Here is a 24,194-nt window from a genome sequence, read left to right on the forward strand (position 1 = left end):
TTATTCGTTGACAAATTCGTGACAAAATAAGAGAACCCCGAACTAGTCGGGATTCCCATCAAACTAAATAAGATGACAACGCTTGCCACGCTTGATCTTTACCTTCTCCTGTTTCTGCTGAAAACGGAATGATAACGTCTTCTGGTTCTAACTCTAATTCCTCTTTTAACACTTTTAATTGTTTATCGCGCTGTGATTTTTTCACTTTATCTAATTTCGTAGCGATCACAATAACGGGTAAATCAAAATACTTTAAGTAATCGTACATAATTAAATCGTCTTCCGTTGGTGGATGACGGAAATCTACGAGTAAAACCGTTGCTTGCAGTGCTTCACGCGTTTGAAGGTACTCTTCAACCATACGGCCCCACGCCTCACGTTCACGTTTCGACACTTTAGCATAACCATAACCAGGCACATCGACAAAATAAAACGCATCATTAATGATATAAAAATTTAACGTTTGTGTTTTACCAGGTTTGGACGATGTACGTGCTAAGTTTTTCCGTTGAATCATTTTATTAATGAACGAAGATTTCCCAACATTGGATCGACCAGCTAAGGCAATTTCCGGTTTTTGGTCTTCAGGGTATTGTGCTTGACTGACCGCACTAATGACAATATCAGCATGATTTACTTTCATATTATCGACTCCTTCGGCAATAACGCATGGTCTAATACGTCATCTAAATGACTCACTTTAATAAATGTCAGTTGGTCACGAACGCTATCAGGTATATCTTCTAAATCTTTATCATTATCTTGTGGCATAATAATCGTCGTTAACCCAGCACGGTGGGCACTTAACGATTTCTCTTTTAAGCCACCAATTGGTAGCACCCGACCACGCAATGTGATTTCACCTGTCATACCGACTTCTTTTCTCACTGGTCGATTCGTGAAAGCCGATACTAAAGCTGTAGCAATCGTGATACCAGCAGATGGACCGTCTTTAGGAGTCGCGCCTTCTGGGACGTGTATATGGACGTCGTATTTATCATAAAAATCCGCTTCTAAATCAAATTCATTAGCTCGAGCTCTTACATAACTAAAGGCCGCTTGTGCCGATTCTTGCATCACATCACCTAATTTACCGGTTAACGTTAATTTACCAGTACCTTGAACGATCGAAACTTCAACAGCTAACGTATCGCCTCCCGCTTGTGTATAGGCTAGGCCTGTCGCGGTTCCGATTTGATGCTGTTGTTCAGCCTGTCCGTATCTAAATTTCGGTTTTCCTAACAATTCTTCTAATTGATTTTCTGTGACAACGACACGTTTTTTCTCTTCAGACACAATTTTCTTCGCTGCTTTTCGGCAAATTGACGCAATTTCTCTTTCTAAATTACGGACACCTGCTTCACGTGTGTACATACGCACGAGCTTTAAAATCGCATCATCACGAAATTGTAACTTTGATTTCGTCAAACCATTCTCCTCAAGCTGTTTCGGAATTAAATGTTGTTTCGAAATATGCAATTTCTCAAGCTCCGTATATCCTGCAATCGAAATCACTTCCATACGGTCAAGCAATGGTGCTGGAATCGTCGATAAATTATTCGCTGTCGCGATAAACATCACTTTAGATAAGTCATACGGTTCTTCGATAAAATGGTCACTAAACTTATCGTTTTGTTCAGGATCCAATACTTCGAGCATAGCAGATGACGGATCCCCACGAAAATCGCTCGCCATTTTATCGATTTCATCTAATAAAAATACAGGATTCACTGTACCTGCTGATTTCATGCTTTGCATAATTCGACCTGGCATCGCACCGACGTAAGTCCGGCGATGACCTCGAATTTCGGCCTCGTCACGCACCCCGCCTAGAGATGCACGGACAAACTCACGACCAATTGAACGCGCGACTGATTGAGCGAGTGACGTTTTACCAACTCCTGGTGGTCCGACTAAACATAAGATAGGCCCACTCGTCGAGTCCGTCAGTTGTTGAACCGCTAAATACTCTAAGACACGCTCTTTCACACGTTCGAGTCCATAATGATCTTCATCTAACACATGTTCAGCACGACTGACATCTAAATTATCTTCCGTTTCATTTGTCCAAGGTAATGCGATGAGCCATTCAATATAATTACGAATGACGGAGCTTTCCGCAGAACTTTGTGGCACTTTTTCGTAGCGACTTAATTCCTTATGTGCGATTCCTTCTATACGCTCTGGCATTTCTGCATCTTCTATCTTCTCTTTTAATTCTTCGATTTCACCCGTTTTACCATCACGTTCGCCTAATTCCTTTTGAATCGCTTTTAACTGTTCACGTAAATAATACTCGCGTTGCGTTCGTTCCATCGAACGTTTCACACGCTGACCAATTTTCTTTTCCATCGACAGAACTTCTTTTTCGTTCTGAATCACTTGGATGAGATAGTCTAAACGCTCTGGCACGTTGACTGTTTCTAGAACGTGCTGTTTTTGTTCAATTTTAAGCGAGAGATGAGACGTGACGATGTCGGCTAAATGGCTAGATTCTTCAATATCTTTAACCGTGTCATACGTTTCACGTTTTGTTTTTTTTGATACTTTTGTATATTCGTTAAATTGACGCGTTAACATTCGCATTTGTGCTTGTTCTTCTGTTTCATCACCATGTTCATCGTAAATCGTGTCGTACGTTACGGTCATAAATGGATCATTTTGTTCGTACGTTTTAACTTGAGCTCTCTCGATGCCTTCAATTAAAATACGACTCGTCCCATTCGGCAACTTCACCATTTGTTTAATATGTGCCACAGTTCCAACGTCAAAAATATCTGACTGCGTTGGATTTTGGACAGACGAATCACGCTGAGCGACTAAAAGAAGTCGATGATCACCCATCATGGCCTCTTCTAATGCCTTAATCGAATGCTCTCGCCCGACATCAAGGTGTTGTACCATGGATGGATATATCACAACACCACGTAATGGGAGTAACGGCAATACCGCTTCTGATTGTTGGCTCATCTTCGTACACCTCCACTTGCAATTGCAATGCCAATTATCATAACCATTGATTGCTTTTAGTTTATTCATTCCGTTTCATTTCATTAGTTGGATATAACATACATAAAAAGGGTACTCTCACCTATGATGAGGAGAGTACCCTCTTGTTATCACATATCGTGATGTTGCTCTTTATGCACTTTCTCTAGGTGATTGCTTATTTTGATCAATGACTGTGCCGTCTTCCATGACTAACGTCGGTTTTCCGTTTTCTTCTTCAACCGTTTCGCGCGTAATGATACATTTCTCAATGTCGTCACGAGACGGTAATTCGAACATCACGTCTAACATAATATCTTCGATGATTGAACGCAGTCCTCGTGCTCCAGTGTTACGTTCAATCGCTTTATTCGCAATAGCGCGTAACGCATCATCGCGTAGTTCAAGTTCAACGCCATCAATTTCAAACAGTTTTTCATATTGTTTGGATAACGCGTTTTTCGGTTGCGTTAAAATATCAACTAACGCGTCTTCATCTAATGGCGTTAAGCTACCAATAACCGGTAGACGGCCGATAAACTCTGGAATTAACCCATAACGTAACAAGTCTTCTGGTAATACTTGTGTAAGCAGTTCTGACTCTTCTAACTGTTCACCTGTTGATTCTGAACCAAAACCAATCACACGCTCGCCTAGACGACGTTTAACCGTTTGATCAATGCCATCGAATGCGCCGCCGACGATAAAGAGAACATTCGTCGTATCAATTTGAATGAATTCTTGATGAGGATGTTTACGTCCACCTTGTGGCGGTACACTTGCTTGCGTTCCTTCTAAAATCTTAAGCAATGCTTGTTGAACACCTTCACCTGACACGTCACGCGTGATCGATGGATTTTCTGATTTTCGAGCGACTTTGTCGATCTCATCAATGTAAATAATTCCTTTTTCAGCTTTTTCAACATCATAATCAGCTGCTTGGATTAATTTGAGGAGGATGTTCTCGACATCTTCACCGACATAACCTGCTTCTGTTAATGATGTTGCATCAGCAATGGCAAACGGGACATTCAAAATACGTGCCATCGTTTGTGCGAGCAATGTCTTACCACTACCCGTTGGCCCTAATAAGAGGATATTACTTTTCGATAATTCAACATCGTCTTCTTTACTGCTCGAATTAATACGTTTGTAATGGTTATAAACTGCTACAGATAGAGATTTTTTCGCTTCTTCTTGACCGATGACATAATCGTCTAGAATGTCGCAAATCTCTTTCGGTTTAGGCAGTTCTGTCATTTCTTCTTGCTCAGTTGATCCTAATTCTTCTTCAACAATTTCTGTGCATAATTCAATACATTCATCACATATATAAACACCAGGTCCTGCCACTAGCTTGCGGACTTGATCTTGTGTTTTACCGCAAAATGAACATTTAAGCTGTCCTTTTTCATCACTAAATTTAAACATACTTTCACCCCATACATGAACTGTTATATGTTAACTCATTCAACATATATCTTATGATTTAATTTGACGTAATAAATGATGTTTCATACTCAATTTTATGATGAACCATCCATTTATACTACATTACCCATTATGTACTTCTCAATCGAATTAGTCAAAAGAAAAACTTTAGTCTTATTATATGTCTTGACCAAGGTATCATGTTACAAACTTACTTTAAAATTAAATGGTTAATAATAGTGTAAAACAAGGCACGTTGATATAACGCGCCTTGTTGCTTCACTATCATTTATGCTGTTTTTGCGTTTTCTGCTAAGAAGTCGATAGCTTTTTTAAGTTTTAAATCTTCGTTAAGCGCATCAGTATTACCGCCAAGCATTTGTTTTAATTGCTCAACGTCTGTTTGATACATTGACGCCATTTCTTGCAACTGATCTTCAATATCTTGTTCTGTCACTTCTAAGTTTTCAGCTGCAGCAATCGCTTCTAACGTTAAGTTCGTACGTACACGTTTGCCTGCATCTTCACGCATTTGTTCTTTCAAGTCATCTTCGCTTTGACCTGCGAATTGGTAATACATATCAAGCGTCATGCCTTGCATTTGTAAGCGTTGTTCGAACTCTTGTAGCATACGATCTAATTCAGAATCAACCATAGCATCTGGAATTTCAACCGTTGCGTTTTCAGACGCTTTCTCGACAAGTTGCTCACGTTTTTCTTGGTCAGCATCTTGTTCTTTCTGTTCTTGTAAACGCTGCTTCGTGTTTTCACGTAGCTCGTCTAATGTTTCTACATTATTATCAACATCTTTAGCGAATTCATCATCAAGCTCTGGCACTTCTTTTGCTTTCACTTCATGAATCTTCACTTTGAACGTTGTTTCTTTACCAGCTAAGTCTTCAGCTTGGTAATCTTCTGGGAATGTCACTTGGATTTCTGTGTCTTCGCCAGCTGTCTTACCAACTAACTGCTCTTCAAATCCTGGGATGAACTGGCCAGATCCTACTTCTAATGTATGGTTTTCAGCAGATCCACCTTCAAACGCTTCACCGTCTAAATAACCTTCGAAATCGATAACGACTGTGTCGCCTTCTTCAACTTGTCCTTCTTCTTTCACGACAAGTTCAGCGTGTTTTTCTTGAAGAGAAGCTAGTTCTTCTTCTACTTCTTCATCACTAACTGACGTATCTTGTTCTTCTACTTCTAAGCCTTTGTATTCGCCTAGTTCAACTTCAGGTTTAACCGTTACTGTCGCTTTGAAAATAAGCGGTTGACCTTTTTCGATTTGTTCAACGTCAACGTCAGGACGATCAACTGGTGTAATGCCCGTCTCTTCTACTGCTTGCATATAAGCATCTGGTAGTACAATATCAACAGCATCTTGATAAAGTGACTCAACACCGAAACGTTGTTCGAAAATGCCACGTGGCACTTTTCCTTTACGGAAACCTGGCACTTGAATGTCTTTTACTACTTTTTTGAAGGCTTGGTCTAATGCTTTATCGAATTCTTTCGCATCTACTTCTACCGTTAAGACGCCTTCATTACCTTCTTTCTTTTCCCATTTTGCTGACATAAATCTTCCCTCCAACATCTATTCATCTACTATATTATCGTTTGAGTCATGCATTTCTATAATCATGCATAATGCAACCACTATATTATAACATAGAAATTTCGACGTTCAACACTCATGATGAACTAAATTTTATTCACCAATTTGTGAAAAATAATTTTTTTCTAAACGCTCAATTTCATCCATCCATTCACGCTGTTGAGTAGTGGCTTCCTCTCGTACATCAACATCTTCATTCAGTTGTAAGTATTGTTGCGCTAGTTTCAATACAGCTTCACCTAAATTTTTAACATTGTCATCAGACGGTTGAGGCGCGAACGGAAATTTTATGTATAAATAGCGATATAAAATCTGTTTAACAAATTCATATAACGTCGGGTCACCTTGTTCAATATGTTCTAAGTAATCAAGGACACTTTGCGAGAACGATGTGTTTAATACGTCCTTTAAGGCAACAGGTGTCACATGATTCGATTCGCCAAACTTTTCGACTTCAACCTGATGATCAACTTCTTCTTCCATAAACCATTGTAAAATACCTGTTTTGATCACTGGATTAAGTCTCGTGTCACTTAAATACGGTTTAATTAATTCTATATGCGGTCCGACATCGAACTTCCGATGGTAAGATAAAAGCTTCCACTGTTCTTGAAAGTTTCCGTTCTCAAGCGATTCGATGAAATGATTAATATGTTCTTCAGATTCAGCCTCCGTTGCTGATTCACGCATATCAGTACTTACATCATATAATTGTTGAAAAGCATCTCGATAATCAAACGGAATCGTTTCTGTTTGAAAGATCTCATCTAACAATTCAATTAATTCACGGTACTGACTTGTTTGAAATAAAATCGTTAAATAAATATGTAAATACTTATAGTAATTGTCCTCATCTTCTCTCATAAGCCGTCTACATAAACTTATCGCTTCTTCATAACGATTCAATTCAACATATGCAATCACTTTCGCTGTAATAATATCATGTGAGGCTTCATTGAAATCTTCCAATTTTTTAATATGTAATAAGGCTTCTTCATAATATTTTTGTTGTATTGCATCGAATGTTTTCTCTTCTAATTCTTTTCGCCATCCTGGGAACATCACGACCCCTTGCTTATTATCATTCATCTTTATTCACCTCCTTCAATCGTATTATGTAGTTTACCCGATTCCCTTCATAAAAAAACATGACCAAACTAAGTCTATTGTATCAGAAAAATCACAAGACCACGCTTGTTTTTCGTGATATTCACTTAAAATGATCAATTTATGTTACACATAATAATGTAGTATGCGATCGACCGATTTACCATAGGCTTCACCGAAAATATTTAAATGTACGAGCAAGAAGAACAGTTGATAGAGTGGTTTCAATTCTTCATAATCAGATCCAATCGATAAAACAGATCGATAACCGTCATAAAAAGATGACGAAAAACCGCCAAATAAATCCGCAAATGCCAATTCAAAATAACGATCTCCATACAAAAACGATGGATCGATAACATATGGCTTGCCTTCTTGATCAAACATCCAATTCCCGTTCCATAAATCACCGTGTAAATAAGACGGTGGTGGATCTTTTGGCACAATACGTTCGATTTGGTCCAATAATTGGTTTAATTTATTCGCCCTTTGCCCTTTCATAACGCCGAGTGATTCCCCAATCGTCATTTGATTTCTTAAACGTTGATCACGATAATACTTAGCCCAATTGTCATATAACCCATTCGGTTGCTTAAGCGTGCCTACATATGTAAAGTCACTGAATCCATATTGGGAATGAGTGTGGTGATGGAGTTGAGCGATCTTTTGACCCAAGATCGCTTCATCAAATCCTCGCTTAGGCTGAACCCATTCTAAAATCAAATAACTTGGATGGTTCTCATCACTAAAATCGATGACCTCTGGTACATGGACTGTATGTGTTGAGGCAATACGTTTTAATCCCTCTACTTCACGTTCAAAAAATGACTCTGGTCCCTCACGATTCGTTTTCACAAAAAAACGTCCATCCGATGTTTTTACATCAAAACTATCATTAATGTCGCCACCTGACACTGGGACTACGCTATCTACAATGGTTGATGTTGCTTTTTCAACGATTCGTTTAATATGCTCTGGCATCATAAAACACCCTTTTTTCAAAGCTTGTTATACCCTTCATTATAAGTTGTCCTTCTAATATGTGAAATAACCATCTACAATTTCGTTCCTTTAATTTTTCGCTTATAATAAATGATAAAGCGTGCTAAATGGAGGAATTGAATGAGTTCAAAAATCAAAACAGCTTATGAAGTAACCTTATTTTCCCTCGCTCTGACAGCCGTGTTATTAATGTGGTCGGACAATCAAACTTCAATCATCATTAATCGTATAGTTTGGATTGTATTCGTCATCGATTTCTCGATTCGACTATACTCTACAAACGATAAATGGCGTTATATCAAAAAGAACCCATTTGATTTAATTGCCATTATACCATTCGATGCCATTTTTCAGTTAGCGCGTGTTGCTCGTCTAATACGATTTGTTCGCGTGTTATTACTAGCGAAACATTATTTCAAACCTTTTTGGGCTATTATGCGAACGAACAATTTAGACAAGGTCATCGCATTTTCTATCATTCTTGTTCTATTGACTTCTATTCCGATTATGTATATTGAACCAAGCATCGATACGTACCAAGATGCCTTGTGGTGGTCTATCGTAACAGCGACAACAGTTGGTTATGGGGACATTTCACCTGTAACCGGTTTAGGTCGTATGATTGCGATGATTCTAATGTTTGTCGGTATTGGTTTAATCGGTATGATTACCGGTTCGATCGCCACTTACTTTATAAAAGATGAAGCAAGCGAAGACCATACTATTCTCCATATCAAACATGAACTCGACCGCTTTGAGGAACTCGAGCCACACGAAGTCGACCGACTGATTACATTAATGCAAACGCTGAAAAATGAAAAATTAGACCATACTAAATAAGCGAATTCGAACTATACTATAGCTCGAATTCGCTTTTAATAATTGGCGAACCATATGGCTTTCGGATTTCAATTCTTCAACATTTAAAAAACCGACTTACCTTCTTGCTCCTCTACACCTTTCATATACTTAATCCGATTTTGCGTCGCGGCATTCACTTGTTCATCGGCATGATAAGAAGAGCGGACAAGTGGTCCTGCTTCACAATGGCTAAACCCTTTTGCTAACGCTATCTCTTTTAACTCTTCAAACTCATCTGGATGATAATAACGTTCTACATTTAGATGTTTACGTGTTGGTTGTAGATATTGACCAATTGTTACAATATCTACATTGTGAGCTCGTAAATCATCAAGCGCTTCAATTAGTTCTTCTTTCGTCTCACCTAAGCCAACCATGATACTTGATTTAGTCGGGGTGTTCGGAGCTATCTCTTTGACTCGTCTCAACAATTCCAAAGATCGTTCATATCTTGCGATCGCTCGAACTTTTTTCGTTAGGCGTTGTACCGTTTCGATATTGTGATTAAATATATCCGGTTCACTATCCATTAATGTATGAAGGCTTTCGTAATCCCCTTTCATATCAGATGGTAATATTTCGATACTACATGTCGGATTCTCACGACGTATAGCGCGAACGGTTTCGGCAAAAACTGCAGCCCCGCCATCATTAAGATCATCCCGAGCAACTGACGTCACGACAACATGCTTTAATCCCATCACTTTAACAGAATCAGCAACTCGCTGCGGCTCGCCCCAATCTAATTCATTAGGCAAGCCCGTTTTAACTGCACAAAAACGACAGCCTCTTGTACATGTGTCACCTAAAATCATAAATGTTGCTGTTTGTCGTTCGCTCCAACATTCGTGTATATTTGGGCACTGCGCTTCTTCACACACTGTGTTCAAACGATTATCGCGCATTAATTTTTTTAAGCTTTTATACGATTTGTTTGTGTTGAGTCGTGTTTTTAACCATTCAGGTTTACGGATGTACGTGTTTTGACTAGTCATTCAACAAAGCCTCCTTGTATGTTCTTTCATAATTCCATTCATTTGAGCGATATTTTAGTTCAGCTAATTCAAAAACGTCTTGCCATTGTTCATCTGATAAAGTCAAAGGTGTTAAAGAAATATTAAGTGAATCTTGGAACCCATTAATAAACGCTTGTTTTACCTCATCGTATGTATGTGATTTCCCTGTCACTTCATTTAAGGTTGTTGCTTTTTCACCAAACGATTGACGTCGTTGTTCTCTTATTTGATCAGAAGGAAATTGAAACAAATCAAACAACATTTCCGCATTCAACGACATTGGGATCGAGCCATGTTGTAATAAAACACCACTTTTTCTAACTTGAGCGTTACCGGATAATTTTTTGTTATCAACTAACAATTCATAAAATGCAGGCCTTTCAAAACAGACATCTGTTCGTCTATTCGTTTTCTGTTGGTTAGGTAGCGAATAATCCACTTGAACTCCTAATAGTTTAAAGCCCTTCACAAGCCCTTTAGACAATGTGTAATAAGCCTCTTGAACAGATCTCGAAATCAATGGATGATTTTCAGGAACAACAATACTATAGGTTAGTTCATCATCATGTAACACTGCACTGCCACCGGTCAGCCGTCTAACTAATTGACAATCATATTTTTCCAAAGAACTTAAATCAATAGAGCTTTCAACATTCTGAAACTGCCCAATAGATAACGACGGTTCAGACCAAGCATAGAAGCGTATCGTCGGACCTATTTTGTTGTCGTTTACCCATTTTAGTAAACACTCGTCAAGTGCCATATTAGTTGCAGCGTCATAATCTCTAGTATCAATTAACCTCCATTCTTCAGCCATTTACTCACCTCTTAACATCAAGATTTTTATTATAAATTTTTTAAATATTAAAACTGACAAAAGTGTATCAATCTAACTAAACAATGTAAATACTTAAAATTGATAAAATGTCATGTTGAGAAGTGATTTCTTTGTTAAGATTTTCTCAGCCGTCTGTTGACATTTATCGCTTAGGTTTATATAATAAAACATGTCGCAATAAACGTCTCGTTTTATTAGCGACCCATAAATGCATAGTTCGATGCGGGTGTAGTTTAATGGTAAAACCTCAGCCTTCCAAGCTGATGTTGTGGGTTCGATTCCCATCACCCGCTCCATTTTTTTGACGTTGTCCCGGTAGCTCAGGGGATAGAGCAACAGCCTTCTAAGCTGTCGGTCGCAGGTTCGATTCCTGCTCGGGACACTAAACTAAAAACGCCCAATCCTTTGTAGACAAAGGATTGGGCGTTTTTCTTATTTATATTATCATTCACTAACTATATAAAAACGCCTGAACCGATCAACGACCCAGTACGGTTTCTAATTGCGTTAACATATTATTAAGCGCGTGGCGTCGGTGGCTAATCGTATTTTTAATCTCAGGCCCTAACTCGGCTAATGTTTGATCATATCCATCCGGTTTAAATATAGGATCGTAACCAAAACCATGTTCGCCGTAACGTTTATCTGTTATGCTACCGGCACATTTGCCTTCTGATGTTAATGTGGTACTATTTGGTTCAGCGAAAGCTATCACACATACAAAGGCCGCATCACGGTTTGATTCAGACACGTTCTCTAATTGGTGTAACACTTTATCAATATTCGCTTCGTCATTTTTCGCTTCGCCTGCATAGCGTGCCGAGTAAACACCCGGTTCACCATTTAGCGCGTCGACCTCTAGCCCAGAATCGTCAGCTAAAATCGGCAATTGATAGCGCTCAGCGTATGTCTCAGCTTTTAATATCGCATTGTCACGAAACGTTTCTCCTGTTTCTTCTACATCATCCATTTGAGGTACTTCATCTTTGAGACTTTTCACATTGAGATTTAATGGTGACAACATCTCATTAAACTCATTAATTTTACCAGGGTTTGTCGTTGCAACATAAATTGTTTTAGTCATGGTTATCAGATCCTTTAATTAAATTTGCATATTCTCCTAGCGCGTCACGTTGATAATCAAAGATTGTCTTAATACCCTCAGTGCCCAACTGTAACATGTCATTTAGTTGTGTGTGCGAAAATGTAGCTTCCTCGCCGCTTCCTTGAATCTCAACAAATTGGTCTTCATCTGTCATGACCATATTCAGATCAACGTCAGCGTTAGAATCTTCTTCATAACACAAGTCTAACAGCGCATCACCCTGTTCATTAATACCGACAGATGTTGCCGCTAGCATATTCGTAATCGGCATAGCATCAATGACGCCATCTTCTACTAAACGAGCACAAGCGATCGTTGTGGCAACAAATGCGCCGGTGATAGCTGCGGTCCGAGTTCCGCCATCAGCTTGAATAACATCACAATCAACCCAAATCGTTCGTTCGCCTAATTTATCTAAGTCGATGACAGCTCGTAGTGCACGACCGATTAGACGTTGAATTTCCATCGTACGACCGGCGACTTTTCCTTTCGACGATTCACGGATATTCCGTTGCGCTGTCGCGCGTGGTAACATCGCGTATTCTGCCGTAATCCAACCCTTACCTTCGCCGCGCAAAAATGGTGGCACCTTCTTCTCAACACTTGCATTGCAAATGACTTTAGTATCACCAACTGTAATTAAGACAGACCCTTCTGGATGTTTCGTGAAATCTGTTTCGATTGTCGTTTCTCTTAATTGATTAAATCGACGTCCATCAGTTCTCATGTTTAGCCTCCTCTAGCTTGCTATCATGTTTTAACACTAGTTCTTAACTTGTTTAATCGCGTCATATATTATGATACCCCACGTTATTTTACCGTTTTATACGTGAACTTACAATCACATAAAACATAAAACAAAGGAAAAGCTTATACGTTCACCACGTATAAGCTAAGAATTTAACGTCACTTGTTGTACTTGACTACTAGTAAAGTGGAACAGTTCATCTTTTATTCGCTGTAACACGGTTAAATGACCCGTCGTTAAAATGACCGGATGATGATTAATATCTTGTTTATCATCGGCTAACAGCTCATGAAAAGCCAAGCTTGCACTCACTTCAGAACCAGTTTCTAGTGCGGATGACAATACTGTGATTTTATCACCTAACACCGATTCAATTAACGGTTGGATCATCGGATAATGTGTACACCCTAAAATAAGTGTATCAATAGTCGGGTCATTTTTGATCGCCGTTAAGCTTTGTTCGACAATATGATATGCTTCGTCGCTAATCAAATCACCAGACTCAATTAACGGAACAAATTGTGGACAGGCTACGCCTAATGTTTGAATAGACGGGTTTATGGCCGTTAACGCCGTTTCGTACGCCTGACTAGAAATTGTATTTTCCGTCCCAATAATGGCAACATGCTCAGATTCAGTCGTTTTAATCGCTGCCCTTGCACCTGGCTCAACGACACCAACGACTGGAATCGTTAAATGATCTTTTAACTCATCTAGTGCAACGGCTGTCGCTGTATTACAAGCAACTACTAACATTTTGATATCATACTGCAATAAATAACGGACCATTTCCCATGTATATTGGCGAACATCATCCTCTGACTTTGATCCATAAGGGCATCTTAACGTATCACCTAAGTAAATAAAGTGTTCTTTCGGTAGTTGCCGTTGTAATTCGTATAAAACAGTCAGTCCGCCAATACCTGAGTCAATAACAGCTATAGGTTTATTCACGATTATGACTCCTTATCTTCATCTTGTGTCTGTTCTTGATGTTTCATTTCTTCAAATAGTTGCGTCATAGACCGACGTAATGTTTCAACCTCATCAGACGAATATGACTTGAGCACATCACGTAAATATTGTTGGCGCTTATCGATCACTTCATCAATAATGTCTTTACCTCTTTCAAGTAAATGAATCCGAACAACGCGACGGTCTTTAGGGTCACGAATCCGTTCGATTAACTCATTTTTCTCCATGCGATCGACTAAGTCGGTCGTTGTACTAAACGCTAAGTACATTTTTTTCGATAATTCACCAATTGTTAAATCACCCGAATCTAATAACCACTGCAACGCTATAAATTGTGGCGGTGTGATCGGATAATGGTTTAAAATTTCACGACCTCTTTGCTTGACCATATTGGATATGTATCGAACATCTTTTTCCAATTCAGCAATGACTTTCGAATCAATAGTTGAATGCAATGATTTGCTCCCTCCAACACTCATTTTCTAAAATCGTTAAGATCTTGATAATGATTTGTGTTAATGTAAGTTACTACCTACAGTATAACAAAAAACGGCATGTTATGGTGTGAAAAACGATGAAGTTACACCACAAATAGAATGAAAAAACCGGCTAACATGTAGCCGGCATCATTAAAGTTCAATTTCGCCAAGCCGAATTAGTTCCACTACGGCTTGAGAACGCCCCTTGACTTGCAATTTTTGAATTGTATTGGAAATATGATTTCTTACGGTTTTTTCTGAGATAAATAACGTTTGGGCGATGTCTTTTGTCGTTTTATCTTGTACGAGTAATTCAAAAACTTCTCTCTCTCGCTTCGTTAATAAGTTGCTAGGATGATACGGTTTGTTGTCCAAGTGGTAACCCCTCCTCCATACAGAAGCGAGCTACTTCTTGCACGAGGAATGTTTCAGTCACCATAGTTTATGTTCATTCTAACTGTCACGTTCGCAACAGTTGTCATGAATTTATGAATTCATGATATGTTTCGGTTCTTTCAAACGATTAAGTTGATCTTCAGAAAATGGTTCTGGCTTTTGGGTGTCAGCATGTATTTGAACAACACGGCCGCGTCCAGCCAAACAAACATGGCCTTTTTCGTTTTCTGCCATATAGTGAATATCAATTGACGTGTTACCAATATGAGCTGTTTTTACGTAAACATAAATCGTTTCACCAAAATAAATTTGGCTTAGGTAATCGCATTGCAAGTCGCTTACGACAGGAATTTTTGTGACGTGTTGATCTAAATTTCCGAACAGACCAATTTTGTTCATATAAGCAATGCGTGCTTGTTCAAAATATATAAATGGTGACACGTTATTCACATGGCCGAACATATCCGTTTCTGAAAATCGGATTTCAATTGGTATGTAAAATGAAAATTCGTCTTTCCACTGTTGCATATCATCAATATAACTTGGTGTTTTCATAATAACCCTCCTACATTTGCTTTAAAATTCTGACATTAATAGGTGTGAAAAAAGGGCTGACTGAGTCAGCCCTTTTTACCTTATACGTGATGATCGCTACCGAAGAAGCTCTTGAATGAATGTAACGTTGCTTCGCGGTTTAATGCAGCAATTGAAGTTGTCAAAGGAATACCTTTTGGACAAGCTTCCACACAGTTTTGTGCATTACCACACGATTGCAAGCCACCTTCATCTAATAAAGCATCCATACGTTCAGCTTTGTGATATTCACCAGTTGGGTGTGAATTGAATAAACGAACTTGTGATAATGGAGCTGGTCCGATGAAATCAGAGTTGTCGTTAACATTTGGACAAGCTTCTAAACACACTCCACACGTCATACACTTCGATAATTCGTAAGCCCATTGACGTTTACTTTCTGGCATACGTTGACCTTCACCTAAGTCATATGTTCCATCAATTGGAACCCATGCTTTCACTTGTTTGAGTGAATCAAACATCTGAGTACGGTCAACAGCTAAGTCACGCATAACTGGGAATGTTCTCATTGGTTCTAAGCGAATCGGTTGTTCTAATTGATCAACTAACGCCGTGCATGACTGTTGCGCTTTGCCGTTAATGACCATCGAACAAGCACCGCAAACCTCTTCTAAACAACCCATATCCCAATAAACTGGTGTTGTTTCTTCACCTTGGGCATTGACTGGGTTACGACGGATTTCCATCAGAGCGGAAATGACGTTCATATTGTCACGATAAGGAATATCAAATTCCTCTTCATACGGCTGTGCTTCAGGTTCATCCTGACGTTGGATGATCATTTTAATTGTTTTTTGATCTCCCGCCATACATTTGACCCCCTATGCTTATTTTGATTTCGAATAGTCACGCTTACGAGGTGGAATTAAGGATGTATCAACATCAACATATTCGAAGTCAGGTGCATTTTTCTCTGGATTATATGTTGCTTTTGTTGTCTTCAACCATTCTTCATCATTACGATCCGGATACTCTGGCTTGTAGTGAGCACCGCGGCTTTCATTACGGTTATAAGCCCCTCGTGTAATAACACGCGCTAAGTTCAACATGCCGTCTAATTGACGGACGAACATCGCTGTTTGGTTAGCCCATCTCGATGTGTCGTGAATGTTAATATCTTTTGCACGTTCCATTAATTCACCGATTTTTTCGTCAGTCTTAAGTAATGTTTCATTGTCACGAACAACTGTTACATAGTCTGTCATCCATTCACCTAGTTCACGGTGAATTTGATAAGCATTTTCAGAACCAGATGTCATGCCAAGGATATTTTCGAAACTTTCTTCTTCAGCTTTTGCTTTTTCATCAAACAGTTCTTGTGGTTTGTCTTCCGCTAACTCATCTAAACCATCAATGTATTTAATCGCGTTAGGTCCTGCAACCATACCACCATGAATACATGATAATAGTGAGTTAGCACCAAGGCGGTTACCACCATGAATAGTGTAATCACATTCACCCGCAGCAAAAATACCTGGGATATTTGTCATTTGATTATAGTCAACCCATAGACCACCCATAGAATAGTGCACAGCAGGGAAGATCTTCATCGGTACTTTACGTGGATCATCACCGACGAATTTTTCATAAATCTCCATGATACCGCCTAGTTTAACGTCTAATTCTTCTGGGTCTTTATGTGATAAATCAAGGTAAACCATGTTCTCGCCATTAATACCAAGTTTTTGGTTAACACAGACATCAAAGATTTCACGCGTTGCGATGTCACGTGGAACAAGGTTACCGTAAGCTGGATATTTCTCTTCTAAGAAGTACCAAGGCTTACCGTCTTTATATGTCCATACACGACCACCTTCACCACGTGCTGATTCTGACATCAGACGTAGCTTGTCATCACCAGGAATGGCTGTCGGATGAATTTGAATAAATTCACCGTTCGCATAAACAGCTCCTTGACGATATAGATTTGCCGCAGCTGAACCTGTATTAATAACAGAGTTCGTTGATTTACCAAAGATGATACCAGGACCACCCGTTGCCATAATTGTCGCATCTGCTTTAAATGCGCGGATTTCGTGGGATTGGATGTTTTGGGCAATAACACCGCGTGCCACACCATCCTCATCAATGACAGCTTCTAAAAAGTCCCAACCTTCGTATTTCGTCACTAAGCCATTCGCTTCATGACGACGAACTTGTTCATCTAGTGCATATAATAATTGTTGTCCTGTTGTTGCTCCAGCAAATGCTGTACGGTGATGCTGAGTACCACCGAAACGACGGAAGTCTAATAAACCTTCAGACGTACGGTTAAACATAACACCCATACGATCAAGCATATGAATAATGCTAGGAGCCGCTTCACACATATCACGCACTGGTGGTTGATCGGCTAAGAAGTCACCACCATAAACCGTGTCATCAAAGTGTTCCCAAGGTGAGTCACCTTCACCTTTCGTATTAACAGCCCCGTTAATACCACCTTGTGCACAGACTGAGTGGGAGCGTTTAACAGGAACAAGTGAAATCAAATCGACGTGAACGCCCGCTTCTGCTGCTTTAATGGTTGCCATTAACCCAGCTAAGCCACCGCCGACTACTACGATATTTTTATTACTCATATTGACGTTTCACTCCCTTTTTCTACCGTTAACTAATTACAACTAAAAATTGGTTCTTAAAACGCAAACGCGATTAATGACGCGATACCCATGTATGAGAAAATGACAAATACGCCTAACGTTACATAGGTTACAAACTTTTGTGACTTCGGTGTTACCGTTAACCCCCAAGTAACACTGAATGACCATAAACCGTTAGCAAAGTGGAATACAGCTGAAATAACACCAATAATATAGAACCAGAACATAAATGGTGAACTTAAAATATTTTGCATCATATCAAAGTTAACCTCTGTTCCATAAAGTGCATGAGCAATACGTGTTTCCCAAACGTGCCATACAACAAAGATCAATGTTAAAACACCTGTTACACGTTGAAGCATGAACATCCAATTTCGGAAATAGCCGTAGCGCTTCAAATTGCTTTTCGCTGTAAAGGCTATATACACACCATAAATTGCGTGGAACAATAATGGTATATAAATTAAAACAAACTCAAGCAATAATCTTAAAGGTAAATTTCCCATAAAGTCAGCAGCTGTGTTAAACGCTTCAGGACTATATGTAGCAAAATGGTTAACAACTAAGTGCTGCATCAAAAATAATCCAATCGGAAATACACCTAAGAAAGAATGAAGCCTACGATTAAAAAACTCCTTATTGTCCGCCATGTGTGACCCCCCTCATTTAAAATAAATGTGATTCATAAATGCATTGAAATAAACGATGCAAAATTATTATACATGACAAATTCATTGTACTTCTAACGTGCAAAAGCGTCAAGAAAGTTTGGCGGAAATTGCCACGTTTTTACGGAGTTTGGCACCCAATTAAACCTTATTGTGAACCATTTTCATTTGTATTATGAATAAAGTATTCCTGGATTTGTTCAGCAACCGTTTGTGGAATCCCTAATTTAGTTAGGTCATCAGACGTCGCTTCTTTGATCGCATCAATCGATCCGAAATGTTGCATGAGTAATTGCCTGCGTTTCGGACCAATACCATCAATTTCATCCAAAGTCGACTGAATCGACCCTTTCTCTCTAATCTGTCTATGAAACGTTACGGCAAAACGGTGTACTTCTTCTTGAATCCGTTGAATGAGATAGAACGGTTGGCTTTGACGATCAAGTGCAATCGGTTCAGGTGGGTCACCGTACAATAATTCGCTCGTTTTATGTTTGTCATTTTTAGCTAGGCCACACAATGGAATGTCCAACCCTAATTCATTTTCCAACACATCTTTGGCAGCTGACATTTGACCTTTTGCGCCGTCGACTAATAACAAGTCGGGTAGCGGTAAGTTTTCCTTCAACACACGCTTATACCGTCTTCTGATCACTTCACGCATCATTTCATAGTCGTCTGGTTGATCGACAGTTTTAATTTTGAACTTCCGGTAATCACTCTTCTTCGGCTTTCCATCTTCAAATACAATTAAAGCTGAAACAGGGTAGGCACCTTGAATATTAGAGTTGTCAATGGCTTCAATACGATGAGGTGTCTCAATATCTAACGTTTCACCTAAATACTCGACGGCTTGAATTGTGCGTTCTTCGTTCTTTTCAATTAAAGAAAATTTCTCATTAAGCGCAATCTGTGCATTTTCTTGCGCTAAATCAATAAGTTTTTTCTTTTGCCCACGATAAGGTGTTTTCACTTTGACATCTAAGTAGTCTTGGATTAACTCATAATCAATACCAATCGGAACATTTACTTCTTTCGGCTTGATATGATTTGAATGGGTGTAAAAACTTGCAATAAAACTAATAAACGCTTCAGACGGTTCATTATAAATAGGAAAAACAGATACATCACGTTCAATGAGTTTGCCGTTACGCACAAAGAATACTTGAACACACATCCAACCTTTATCAAAGCTATAACCGAAAATATCGCGATCAGTTAAATCGGTTAAATCCATCGTTTGTTTCTCCATGACAGCTTCGATGTGTTCGATCAAATCACGGTATTCCTTCGCTTTTTCGAAGTCTAATGATTCTGATGCTGCCTGCATTTTTTCTTTAATATCATTTTTGATGTCTTTATGACCACCATTTAAAAAGCTTGTGATATTTTGGACGAGTTCGTTGTTTGTTTCCTTACTCACATTAAATTCACACGGTCCTAAACATTGTCCGATGTGATAATACAAGCAGACACGTTTCGGCATCACATTACATTTACGCAATGGATACAACCTGTCGAGTAATTTCTTCGTCTCTCTTGCAGCCGACACGTTTGTATACGGTCCGAAATATTTACCTTGGTCCTTTTTCACTTGACGTGTCACAATTAACCTCGGATGACGCTCATTGGTGATCTTTAAATAAGGATAACTTTTATCATCTTTTAACATGATGTTGTATTTCGGGTCATATTTTTTGACTAAGTTCATCTCGAGAATAAGCGCTTCCATTTCAGAACTCGTCACAATGTACTCAAAGTCAACAATCTCACTAACGAGCCGTTGTGTCTTTAAATCATTCGCACTTGTAAAATAAGATCGAACACGGTTTTTTAGTATTTTTGATTTACCGACATAAATAACCTCGTCTTTTTTATTCTTCATTAAATAGCATCCTGGTTTGTCGGGCAAAATTTTAAGTTTTTCTTTAATTTGATCGTTCATGCTTACACCTCATGTATAGTTGGAAACCGCTTCGGGATATATAGTGCCGTCGATAATGGACAGAGCCATATTAGATAACGTGAAAATAAAGAGCTAACTCACGTGGAGTCAGCCCTTATGATTAAAGTGCATTATTTGTTTTTCTCTACTAGCTCTTCTAGTGCTTCTTTCGGTTGGAAACCGTGAGCTTGGTCGACTTGTTCACCGTCTTTGAACATGATTAAAGTCGGAATGCTCATAACACCGTATTTTTGAGCTGTTTCTTGGTTTTCATCAACGTCTAGTTTTACGATTTTAACATCGTCACTCTTTTCAGAATCAAGTTCTTCTAAAACGGGTGCAATCATCTTACAAGGTCCGCACCAAGCAGCCCAGAAGTCTACCAATACTAAGCCTTCTGACGTCTCTTGAGAAAACGATTGATCTGTTGCGTGTACAATTGCCATATATAATTCCTCCTGTAACATTCGAATTCAAACATAGTATAGCACGTGATATAAGAACCGTGCCAATACTTTGTTTGTATTGAGTTAATGTGTTTTCACTTTTAATTACAACATAAAAGCCCCTAGGACTAAAGCAATTTGCTCAAATCATAACTAGGGGCTTGGTATAGATTAATTACAATGCTTTAATTTCTTCTGTAAATTTCGGAATGACATCGAATAAGTCGCCGACAATACCATAATCCGCTACGTTAAAGATGTTCGCTTCTGGATCTTTGTTAATCGCGACGATCACTTTTGAGTTAGACATACCAGCTAAGTGTTGGATGGCACCCGAAATACCGACAGCGATATACAAATCAGGTGTTACGACTTTACCTGTCTGACCAATCTGTAGCGAATAATCGCAATAACCAGCATCACAAGCACCACGCGACGCACCAACTGCCGCACCTAATTCATCGGCTAATTCGTACAGTGGTTCAAAACCTTCAGCGCTTTTCACGCCACGACCACCTGCTACGATAATATTCGCTTCAGATAGATCGACACCTTCAGATGCTTTTCGAACAACATCTTGAATTACCGTACGTAAGTCTTTAATGTCAACATCTAATGAACTCACGTCACCTGAACGACTTTCGTCTTGTTCTAATGGCGCAATGTTGTTCGGACGAATCGTCACAAATGTTAATCCGTCTTTAATCGTTTTCTTCTCAAATGCTTTTCCTGAATAAATCGGACGAACAAATTCGTCACCATCGATGCTTGTAACATCTGATACGAGTCCAGAATCCAATTTGTTCGCTAAACGAGGCGACAAGTCTTTACCAGCCGACGTATGCCCCATCACGATACCATCTGGGTCTTCGTCATTAATAACAGCCATCGCTGCTTGAGTAAAAGCATCTGATGTGTATTCTTTTAAATCTGAATGCTCCACTACTACAGCACGATCAGCGCCGTATTGAATCATTTCATTTGCTAATGTCTCCGTATTTTGGTCAGCTAAAACGACACCGACAACGTCAGCACTGTCATCGATTTGTTTTGCTGTTGCAATCGTTTCGAACGATACATTACGTAATTCTCCGTCTTTTGCTTCTGCAAACGCTAAAAATGTAGTCATATATATTGTCTCCTTTCGGCACCTGTTTAATTAAAGTACTTTTGCTTCTGAACGTAATAACGACACGAGTTCTTTCACTTGATCGTCGATTTCACCTTCTAACACTTTACCTGCTTCTTTTTCAGGTGGAAGGAAAACGTCAGATGTTTCGGTTTTCGCTTCGACATCGTCTTCTTCAAGATCTAAATCGTCTAACTCCAACTCTTCTAATGGTTTCTTCTTCGCTTTCATAATCCCTGGAAGAGATGGGTAACGTGGTTCATTTAAACCTTGTTGACATGTCACTAATAATGGTAATGATGTTTGAACTTTTTCTTCATCACCTTCAACATCTCGTACAATATTTGCCGTTTCACCGTCGATATTAATTTCAGTAATTGTCGTGACGTATGCCATATCTAATTGGTCTGCAACGCGTGGTCCAACTTGTCCACTTGCTTGGTCAATTGCCACGTTACCAGCCAAGATTAAGTCAACCTCTTTATCTTTTAAATACGTTGATAGAATCGTCGATGTTGTATATTGGTCACCATCTTCAACATCATCTTCTGTATTGATTAATACTGCTTGGTCCGCTCCCATTGCTAGGGCTGTTCTTAACTGTTGCTCTGAATCTTCATCGCCAACTGTAACGACGGTTACTTCACCACCGTGTTCATCACGTTGATTAATCGCCTCTTCAATCGCGTACTCATCATAAGGGTTAATGATGAATTCAGCACCTTCTTCTTCGATGGCACCGCCTTTAATTTGAATCTTCTCTTCTGTATCAAATGTTTTTTTCATCAGAACATAAATGTTCATACGATGACCTCCCTTAATCTATTGATCTTTAAAGTTTGGCTGACGTTTCTCAATAAAAGCTTGAACCCCTTCTTGAGCATCGTCATTGCCAAACACTTTCCCAAATTCTTCTGCCTCTTGTGCCACTCCGCTAGCAAACTGTGATGTTTGAGCGTACGGCATTAACTTCATAATTGCATGAATCGATGGGCCACTTTTTGCTTGGATTTTTGTTGCTAACTTAGAAGTTGTAGAGTCTAATTCAGATTTTTCTACCACTTGATTCACTAATCCATAATGTGCAGCTTCATCTGCTGAAATGGGCTCACCGGTTAAAATCATTTCATACGCTTTCGGGATACCAACATAACGTGGTAACCGCTGAGACCCAGCAAAACCTGGAATAATACCTAAATTTAATTCTGGCAAGCCCAGTTTCGTGTCTTTTGTTGCGATACGGATGTGACAAGCCATTGCTAATTCTAAACCACCACCTAGTGCTGCACCGTGGATCGATGCAATGACTGGTATGTGAAATTGTTCAATTCGATCAAACAATTGTTGACCTTTTTTCGATAGCTGTTTATAATCATCTTGTTGTTGAAATGATGTAAATTCTTTAATATCAGCTCCTGCTGAGAAAAACTTCCCTTCCCCACGCAAGACTACAAGTTTAATAGATGAATCCGCTTCCACATCATTTAATACTTGTTCTAAATCTTTTAAAATCCCTGAGGAAAGGGCGTTCGCAGGTGGACTCTGAATGGTTACATAAGCGGCTTGCTCATGCTTTTCCCAAGATAAATGTTCCATTTCATCAACTCCTTTATCCATGATCACGAAGGCCATTATAAATTAAATAATGAACATCCTCCGCTTGATCGACTAATTCATAACGTTGATCTTTCATCACCCAATTCGTGACAACTTCATCAAGTGTACCAAACAATACTTGACGTACAAGTTGGACGTTCAATTGGCTGTAAAATGTACCATCTTCCATGCCTTCTGTTAAAATGGCATCCATAAGAGCCAAATAACCTTTTAAAACATCATTGATTTTAAGTCGTAATGTTTTGTTCGATTGTCTTAATTCCAGTTGTGTGACGATGGCTAGACTTGGGTCTTCAGCCAACTGCGAGAAGTGCATTTCAATCAGTTTGTACAACTTTTCGTCAGCACGATCAAGTTGGTCAATTTCATTTCGAATCCTCGAAACGAATTGCCCCATCTTCTCTTCAAACAATGAAACTAAAATATCTTCTTTGTTTTTAAAATAAAGATAGATGGTACCGTCTGCAACGCCTGCTTTTTTTGCAATCTTCGACACTTGTGAATGATGATACCCATTTTCTGCGATAACGTCAACAGCTGCGTCCAATATTAACTTGTATTTCGGCTTCGATTTGTTTTCCATAGCAACGGCTCCTATAGTTCTCTTTAAACAAAAATAATAGGTGAATGA

Annotated in this window: 24 protein-coding genes and 2 tRNA genes; 3 read left to right on the plus strand and 23 right to left on the minus strand. The window is 39.1% G+C overall.

Annotation, left to right across the window (positions count from 1 at the left end; translation table 11 throughout):
* Positions 1 to 58 precede the first annotated feature (58 nt).
* The 6 genes from yihA to ABID56_RS03270 form a co-directional block, all read right to left on the minus strand.
* The gene (gene yihA / locus ABID56_RS03245) at positions 59 to 643 is read right to left on the minus strand and encodes a ribosome biogenesis GTP-binding protein YihA/YsxC (protein ID WP_354219180.1); all 585 of its coding nucleotides are present in this window, start codon (positions 641 to 643) and stop codon (positions 59 to 61) included.
* Positions 640 to 2,970, minus strand: coding sequence for an endopeptidase La (gene lon / locus ABID56_RS03250; RefSeq protein ID WP_354219181.1), 2,331 nt, complete (start codon positions 2,968 to 2,970; stop codon positions 640 to 642). Before lon ends, yihA begins: the two co-directional genes overlap by 4 nt.
* 171 nt (positions 2,971 to 3,141) lie before the next feature.
* A complete protein-coding gene (gene clpX / locus ABID56_RS03255; RefSeq protein WP_354219182.1) occupies positions 3,142 to 4,419 on the minus strand; it encodes an ATP-dependent protease ATP-binding subunit ClpX in 1,278 nt (425 codons plus the stop codon).
* Between the two features lie 289 nt (positions 4,420 to 4,708).
* Positions 4,709 to 5,995 carry a trigger factor gene (gene tig / locus ABID56_RS03260; RefSeq protein ID WP_354219183.1) on the minus strand — a complete coding sequence of 429 codons (1,287 nt, stop codon included), beginning with the start codon at positions 5,993 to 5,995 and terminating at the stop codon, positions 4,709 to 4,711.
* 132 nt (positions 5,996 to 6,127) lie between these two features.
* On the minus strand, positions 6,128 to 7,123 hold the full coding sequence (locus ABID56_RS03265) for a tetratricopeptide repeat protein (protein WP_354219184.1): 996 nt from the start codon (positions 7,121 to 7,123) through the stop codon (positions 6,128 to 6,130).
* A gap of 144 nt (positions 7,124 to 7,267) precedes the next feature.
* Entirely contained in the window at positions 7,268 to 8,122 is an 855-nt protein-coding gene (locus tag ABID56_RS03270) for a fructosamine kinase family protein (protein WP_354219185.1), read from the minus strand.
* 141 nt (positions 8,123 to 8,263) lie between these two features.
* Between ABID56_RS03270 and ABID56_RS03275 the strand changes: the two genes are divergently transcribed.
* Positions 8,264 to 8,983: a potassium channel family protein gene (locus ABID56_RS03275; protein WP_354219186.1), complete on the plus strand. Its 720-nt coding sequence runs from the start codon at positions 8,264 to 8,266 to the stop codon at positions 8,981 to 8,983.
* Positions 8,984 to 9,066: 83 nt separating this feature from the next.
* Here ABID56_RS03275 and lipA read toward each other — a convergent pair whose 3' ends face one another.
* Both lipA and ABID56_RS03285 read right to left on the minus strand, forming a co-directional pair.
* Positions 9,067 to 9,999, minus strand: coding sequence for a lipoyl synthase (gene lipA / locus ABID56_RS03280; RefSeq protein WP_354219187.1), 933 nt, complete (start codon positions 9,997 to 9,999; stop codon positions 9,067 to 9,069).
* Positions 9,992 to 10,837 (minus strand): lipoate--protein ligase family protein, encoded by an 846-nt coding sequence (locus ABID56_RS03285; protein WP_354219188.1) that lies wholly within the window; start codon positions 10,835 to 10,837, stop codon positions 9,992 to 9,994. Before ABID56_RS03285 ends, lipA begins: the two co-directional genes overlap by 8 nt.
* Before the next feature lie 243 nt (positions 10,838 to 11,080).
* On the opposite strand from ABID56_RS03285, the gene ABID56_RS03290 reads away from it, so the two are divergent.
* Both ABID56_RS03290 and ABID56_RS03295 read left to right on the plus strand, forming a co-directional pair.
* A tRNA-Gly gene (locus tag ABID56_RS03290) sits at positions 11,081 to 11,154 on the plus strand.
* Between the two features lie 13 nt (positions 11,155 to 11,167).
* Positions 11,168 to 11,240: transfer RNA gene (locus ABID56_RS03295), tRNA-Arg, on the plus strand.
* Positions 11,241 to 11,336: 96 nt separating this feature from the next.
* Here the strand turns inward: ABID56_RS03295 and ABID56_RS03300 are convergent.
* The 15 genes from ABID56_RS03300 to fadR all read right to left on the minus strand — a co-directional run bounded on the left by ABID56_RS03300 (position 11,337) and on the right by fadR (position 24,146).
* Positions 11,337 to 11,942 (minus strand): XTP/dITP diphosphatase, encoded by a 606-nt coding sequence (locus tag ABID56_RS03300; protein WP_354219189.1) that lies wholly within the window; start codon positions 11,940 to 11,942, stop codon positions 11,337 to 11,339.
* Positions 11,935 to 12,690: a ribonuclease PH gene (rph, locus tag ABID56_RS03305; protein ID WP_354219190.1), complete on the minus strand. Its 756-nt coding sequence runs from the start codon at positions 12,688 to 12,690 to the stop codon at positions 11,935 to 11,937. Before rph ends, ABID56_RS03300 begins: the two co-directional genes overlap by 8 nt.
* A 165-nt stretch (positions 12,691 to 12,855) precedes the next feature.
* A complete protein-coding gene (gene racE, locus ABID56_RS03310) occupies positions 12,856 to 13,665 on the minus strand; it encodes a glutamate racemase (RefSeq protein ID WP_354219191.1) in 810 nt (269 codons plus the stop codon).
* Between the two features lie 2 nt (positions 13,666 to 13,667).
* Positions 13,668 to 14,165, minus strand: a complete 498-nt coding sequence (locus tag ABID56_RS03315) for a MarR family winged helix-turn-helix transcriptional regulator (protein ID WP_354219192.1) — start codon at positions 14,163 to 14,165, stop codon at positions 13,668 to 13,670.
* 150 nt (positions 14,166 to 14,315) lie between these two features.
* Positions 14,316 to 14,540: a helix-turn-helix domain-containing protein gene (locus ABID56_RS03320; RefSeq protein WP_354219193.1), complete on the minus strand. Its 225-nt coding sequence runs from the start codon at positions 14,538 to 14,540 to the stop codon at positions 14,316 to 14,318.
* Between the two features lie 111 nt (positions 14,541 to 14,651).
* Positions 14,652 to 15,116: an acyl-CoA thioesterase gene (locus tag ABID56_RS03325; protein WP_354219194.1), complete on the minus strand. Its 465-nt coding sequence runs from the start codon at positions 15,114 to 15,116 to the stop codon at positions 14,652 to 14,654.
* 80 nt (positions 15,117 to 15,196) lie between these two features.
* Positions 15,197 to 15,964 carry a succinate dehydrogenase iron-sulfur subunit gene (sdhB, locus tag ABID56_RS03330; protein WP_354219195.1) on the minus strand — a complete coding sequence of 256 codons (768 nt, stop codon included), beginning with the start codon at positions 15,962 to 15,964 and terminating at the stop codon, positions 15,197 to 15,199.
* An 18-nt stretch (positions 15,965 to 15,982) separates the two neighbouring features.
* Entirely contained in the window at positions 15,983 to 17,737 is a 1,755-nt protein-coding gene (gene sdhA / locus ABID56_RS03335; protein ID WP_354219196.1) for a succinate dehydrogenase flavoprotein subunit, read from the minus strand.
* A gap of 56 nt (positions 17,738 to 17,793) precedes the next feature.
* Positions 17,794 to 18,408, minus strand: a complete 615-nt coding sequence (locus ABID56_RS03340) for a succinate dehydrogenase cytochrome b558 subunit (protein ID WP_354219197.1) — start codon at positions 18,406 to 18,408, stop codon at positions 17,794 to 17,796.
* Between the two features lie 166 nt (positions 18,409 to 18,574).
* A complete protein-coding gene (uvrC, locus tag ABID56_RS03345; protein WP_354219198.1) occupies positions 18,575 to 20,371 on the minus strand; it encodes an excinuclease ABC subunit UvrC in 1,797 nt (598 codons plus the stop codon).
* Positions 20,372 to 20,502: 131 nt separating this feature from the next.
* On the minus strand, positions 20,503 to 20,817 hold the full coding sequence (gene trxA / locus ABID56_RS03350) for a thioredoxin (protein WP_354219199.1): 315 nt from the start codon (positions 20,815 to 20,817) through the stop codon (positions 20,503 to 20,505).
* Between the two features lie 175 nt (positions 20,818 to 20,992).
* Positions 20,993 to 21,946 (minus strand): electron transfer flavoprotein subunit alpha/FixB family protein, encoded by a 954-nt coding sequence (locus ABID56_RS03355; RefSeq protein WP_354219200.1) that lies wholly within the window; start codon positions 21,944 to 21,946, stop codon positions 20,993 to 20,995.
* 30 nt (positions 21,947 to 21,976) lie between these two features.
* Positions 21,977 to 22,750 (minus strand): electron transfer flavoprotein subunit beta/FixA family protein, encoded by a 774-nt coding sequence (locus ABID56_RS03360; RefSeq protein ID WP_354219201.1) that lies wholly within the window; start codon positions 22,748 to 22,750, stop codon positions 21,977 to 21,979.
* An 18-nt stretch (positions 22,751 to 22,768) separates the two neighbouring features.
* Positions 22,769 to 23,542 carry an enoyl-CoA hydratase gene (locus ABID56_RS03365; RefSeq protein WP_354219202.1) on the minus strand — a complete coding sequence of 258 codons (774 nt, stop codon included), beginning with the start codon at positions 23,540 to 23,542 and terminating at the stop codon, positions 22,769 to 22,771.
* 13 nt (positions 23,543 to 23,555) lie between these two features.
* A complete protein-coding gene (gene fadR, locus ABID56_RS03370) occupies positions 23,556 to 24,146 on the minus strand; it encodes a fatty acid metabolism transcriptional regulator FadR (protein WP_354219203.1) in 591 nt (196 codons plus the stop codon).
* Positions 24,147 to 24,194 lie beyond the last annotated feature (48 nt).

It is taken from the genome of Alkalibacillus flavidus (assembly GCF_040545925.1).
Classification (GTDB): Bacteria; Bacillota; Bacilli; order Bacillales; family Alkalibacillaceae; genus Alkalibacillus; species Alkalibacillus flavidus.

Excerpts from the sequence above, each read along its gene's own strand:
- ABID56_RS03270 (WP_354219185.1), bottom strand. The coding sequence starts at position 8,122 with ATGCCAGAGCATATTAAACGAATCGTTGAAAAAGCAACATCAACCATT.
- ABID56_RS03325 (WP_354219194.1), bottom strand. The coding sequence starts at position 15,116 with ATGAAAACACCAAGTTATATTGATGATATGCAACAGTGGAAAGACGAA.
- ABID56_RS03340 (WP_354219197.1), bottom strand. The coding sequence starts at position 18,408 with ATGGCGGACAATAAGGAGTTTTTTAATCGTAGGCTTCATTCTTTCTTA.
- ABID56_RS03365 (WP_354219202.1), bottom strand. The coding sequence starts at position 23,542 with ATGGAACATTTATCTTGGGAAAAGCATGAGCAAGCCGCTTATGTAACC.
- ABID56_RS03285 (WP_354219188.1), bottom strand. The coding sequence starts at position 10,837 with ATGGCTGAAGAATGGAGGTTAATTGATACTAGAGATTATGACGCTGCA.
- lipA (WP_354219187.1), bottom strand. The coding sequence starts at position 9,999 with ATGACTAGTCAAAACACGTACATCCGTAAACCTGAATGGTTAAAAACA.
- ABID56_RS03315 (WP_354219192.1), bottom strand. The coding sequence starts at position 14,165 with ATGAGTGTTGGAGGGAGCAAATCATTGCATTCAACTATTGATTCGAAA.
- tig (WP_354219183.1), bottom strand. The coding sequence starts at position 5,995 with ATGTCAGCAAAATGGGAAAAGAAAGAAGGTAATGAAGGCGTCTTAACG.
- fadR (WP_354219203.1), bottom strand. The coding sequence starts at position 24,146 with ATGGAAAACAAATCGAAGCCGAAATACAAGTTAATATTGGACGCAGCT.
- ABID56_RS03275 (WP_354219186.1), top strand. The coding sequence starts at position 8,264 with ATGAGTTCAAAAATCAAAACAGCTTATGAAGTAACCTTATTTTCCCTC.
- ABID56_RS03355 (WP_354219200.1), bottom strand. The coding sequence starts at position 21,946 with ATGACTACATTTTTAGCGTTTGCAGAAGCAAAAGACGGAGAATTACGT.
- sdhB (WP_354219195.1), bottom strand. The coding sequence starts at position 15,964 with ATGGCGGGAGATCAAAAAACAATTAAAATGATCATCCAACGTCAGGAT.
- ABID56_RS03300 (WP_354219189.1), bottom strand. The coding sequence starts at position 11,942 with ATGACTAAAACAATTTATGTTGCAACGACAAACCCTGGTAAAATTAAT.
- uvrC (WP_354219198.1), bottom strand. The coding sequence starts at position 20,371 with ATGAACGATCAAATTAAAGAAAAACTTAAAATTTTGCCCGACAAACCA.
- ABID56_RS03360 (WP_354219201.1), bottom strand. The coding sequence starts at position 22,750 with ATGAACATTTATGTTCTGATGAAAAAAACATTTGATACAGAAGAGAAG.
- trxA (WP_354219199.1), bottom strand. The coding sequence starts at position 20,817 with ATGGCAATTGTACACGCAACAGATCAATCGTTTTCTCAAGAGACGTCA.
- sdhA (WP_354219196.1), bottom strand. The coding sequence starts at position 17,737 with ATGAGTAATAAAAATATCGTAGTAGTCGGCGGTGGCTTAGCTGGGTTA.
- yihA (WP_354219180.1), bottom strand. The coding sequence starts at position 643 with ATGAAAGTAAATCATGCTGATATTGTCATTAGTGCGGTCAGTCAAGCA.
- rph (WP_354219190.1), bottom strand. The coding sequence starts at position 12,690 with ATGAGAACTGATGGACGTCGATTTAATCAATTAAGAGAAACGACAATC.
- lon (WP_354219181.1), bottom strand. The coding sequence starts at position 2,970 with ATGAGCCAACAATCAGAAGCGGTATTGCCGTTACTCCCATTACGTGGT.
- clpX (WP_354219182.1), bottom strand. The coding sequence starts at position 4,419 with ATGTTTAAATTTAGTGATGAAAAAGGACAGCTTAAATGTTCATTTTGC.
- ABID56_RS03265 (WP_354219184.1), bottom strand. The coding sequence starts at position 7,123 with ATGAATGATAATAAGCAAGGGGTCGTGATGTTCCCAGGATGGCGAAAA.